Source organism: Rhodococcus phenolicus (assembly GCF_001646785.1).
GTDB classification, from domain to species: Bacteria; Actinomycetota; Actinomycetes; order Mycobacteriales; family Mycobacteriaceae; genus Rhodococcus; species Rhodococcus phenolicus.
This window is the reverse complement of record NZ_LRRH01000101.1, coordinates 1-2,951: the sequence shown is the minus strand read 5'-3', so window position 1 is coordinate 2,951 and position 2,951 is coordinate 1. Positions and strand designations below refer to the sequence as shown.

Below are 2,951 nucleotides of genomic sequence, written 5' to 3'. Positions count from 1 at the left end.
CGGACCGCGCCCGTCCCCGGGTTCGATGCCCCCGCGCCCGAACCCGGGTGCGATGCCGCAGCGTGCGGCGCGTCCGGCCGCGTCCGGTCGTCCGGGTCGTCCCGGTGCCCCGGGCGGTCGTCCGGGCGGCGGTGGCGGCGGCTACCGCGGCGGTGGCGCCGGCGGCGGCACCGGTGCAGGCGCCGGAGCCGGTGCAGGAGCAGCCGGTGGCTTCCGGGGTCGTCCCGGTGGCGGCGGCGGTGGTGCCGGTCGCGGTGGACGCGGCGGCACGGCCGGTGCGTTCGGTCGTCCCGGTGGCGCTCCGCGTCGCGGCCGCAAGTCGAAGCGGCAGAAGCGGCAGGAATACGATTCGATGCAGGCACCGGCAGTCGGCGGTGTCCGGCTGCCCCGCGGCAACGGCGAGACCATCCGGCTCGCCCGCGGCGCATCGCTGTCCGACTTCGCGGAGAAGATCGACGCGAACCCGTCGGCACTGGTCCAGGCACTGTTCAACCTCGGTGAGATGGTCACGGCCACTCAGTCGGTGAACGACGAGACGCTCGAGCTGCTCGGCTCCGAGATGAACTACGTCGTGCAGGTCGTCAGCCCCGAGGACGAGGACCGCGAGCTGCTCGAATCGTTCGACATCCAGTACGGCGAGGACGAGGGCGGCGAAGAGGACCTCCAGCAGCGTCCGCCGGTGGTGACCGTCATGGGTCACGTCGACCACGGTAAGACCCGACTGCTCGACACCATCCGCAAGGCCAACGTCCGTGAGGCCGAGGCCGGCGGTATCACGCAGCACATCGGTGCCTACCAGGTGCTGACGCACCTCAACGGTGAAGATCGCCTGATCACCTTCATCGACACCCCGGGTCACGAGGCGTTCACCGCCATGCGTGCCCGCGGTGCGAAGTCGACGGACATCGCGATCCTCGTGGTCGCCGCCGACGACGGCGTGATGCCGCAGACGGTCGAGGCGATCAACCACGCCCAGGCGGCCGACGTGCCGATCGTGGTCGCGGTGAACAAGATCGACAAGGAGGGCGCGAACCCCCAGAAGATCCGCCAGCAGCTCACCGAGTACGGCCTGGTCACCGAGGAGTACGGCGGCGACACCATGTTCGTCGACATCTCCGCGAAGCAGGGCCTGAACATCGACCAGCTGCTCGAGGCCGTGCTGCTGACCGCGGACGCGTCCCTCGACCTTCGGGCCAACCCGGACATGGAGGCGCAGGGCGTCGCGATCGAGGCCCACCTCGACCGCGGTCGAGGCCCGGTCGCGACCGTCCTCGTCCAGCGCGGCACCCTGCGGGTCGGCGACTCCATCGTCGCCGGCGACGCATACGGCCGTGTGCGCCGCATGGTCGACGAGCACGGCGAGGACGTCCTCGAGGCGCTTCCGTCGCGTCCGGTCCAGGTCATCGGCTTCACCTCGGTGCCCGGCGCCGGCGACAACCTCGTCGTCGTCGAAGAGGACCGCATCGCCCGGCAGATCGCCGACCGGCGTAATGCGCGCAAGCGCAACGCACTGGCCGCCAAGAGCCGCAAGCGGATCTCGCTCGAGGACCTGGATGCTGCGCTCAAGGAGCACAACGAGCTCAACCTCATCCTCAAGGGCGACAACTCGGGTACCGTCGAGGCCCTCGAGGAAGCGCTCATGGGCATCGAGATCGACGACGAGGTGCGCCTGCGGGTCATCGACCGCGGTGTCGGTGGCGTCACCGAAACCAACGTCAACCTGGCTGCGGCATCCAACGCGGTGATCATCGGCTTCAACGTCCGTGCCGAAGGCAAGGCGACGGAGCTGGCGAACCGCGAAGGCGTCGACATCCGCTACTACTCGATCATCTACCAGGCGATCGACGAGGTGGAGAAGGCCCTCAAGGGCATGCTCAAGCCGATCTACGAAGAGGTCGAGCTCGGCCGCGCCGAGATCCGGGCCATCTTCAAGTCGTCGAAGGTCGGCAACATCGCCGGTTGCCTCGTGCAGTCGGGCATCGTCAAGCGCAACGCGAAGGCACGGCTGCTCCGCGACAACAACGTTGTCGCCGAGACCGTCACCATCTCGTCGCTGCGCCGCGAGAAGGACGATGTCACCGAGGTTCGCGAAGGCTACGAGTGCGGTCTGACGATCACCTACTCCGACATCAAGGTCGGCGACGTGATCGAGGCCTACGAGCTGCGCGAAAAGCCGCGCGACTGACGGCACTGCCGTCGGCAGGAAGCTGACGGCACCGCCGTCGGTATCGACTGACGGCACCGCCGTCGGTATTCGCTGACGGCACCGCCGTCGGGGCGGCGGGCGAGCAATCGTCCGCCGCCCCGACGCGTCAGCACCCTGCTGTGCGGGGTACCCGTCGTCGGTGTGGTCCAGACAGGAGGTCCGGTGTTCGTAGGCGCACTCGAGCTGGATGTGCTGCTCGGTGACGTGCACTCCCTGAAAGGGAAGCGGTCGATGATCCGGCCGGTCCTCGCGGAGCTGCGCAGGTTCGGCGTCTCGGCCACCGAGGCAGGGCATCAGAACCTGCACCGCCGCGCCCTGTTGGGGGTGGCGTCGGCCGGTCCCGACGCCGGGCACGTCACGGACATCCTCGACCGGTGTGAACGCCTTGTCGCGGCCCGTCCCGAGTTGCAGTTGCTCGCGGCCCGACGAAGAATTTTCGGTCCGGAAGACTGACCGGACCCAGGTACGGAACAGCGGCCGCCCGCCGGCCGGAGACAGAAACAGCCGCCACGCGGCAGGACAGCCGCCACGCGGCGAGGAGAGGAAGCGACTGACATGGCCGATCCAGCACGGGCCCGTCGTCTCGCCAAGCGCATCGCGAACATCGTGGCCAGCGCCATCGATCACGAGATCAAGGATCCGCGGCTCGCGTTCGTCACCGTCACCGACGCGAAGGTGACGGCCGATCTGCACGACGCGACCGTCTACTACACCGTGCGCGGTGCGGACCTCGACGCCGAGCCCG

3 protein-coding genes are annotated in these 2,951 nt (G+C 69.0%); all 3 read left to right on the top strand.

Going from position 1 to position 2,951, the window contains the following annotated elements; genetic code table 11:
* Positions 1-2,185: translation initiation factor IF-2 (gene infB / locus A8G15_RS24430; RefSeq protein WP_068165532.1), on the top strand; the 2,185-nt coding region annotated here is incomplete at its 5' end.
* A 183-nt stretch (positions 2,186-2,368) separates the two neighbouring features.
* Positions 2,369-2,659: a DUF503 domain-containing protein gene (locus A8G15_RS24425; protein WP_068165531.1), complete on the top strand. Its 291-nt coding sequence runs from the start codon at positions 2,369-2,371 to the stop codon at positions 2,657-2,659.
* A 102-nt stretch (positions 2,660-2,761) separates the two neighbouring features.
* A partial coding sequence (locus tag A8G15_RS24420) for a ribosome-binding factor A (RefSeq protein WP_211270236.1) occupies positions 2,762-2,951 on the top strand: 190 nt, incomplete at its 3' end.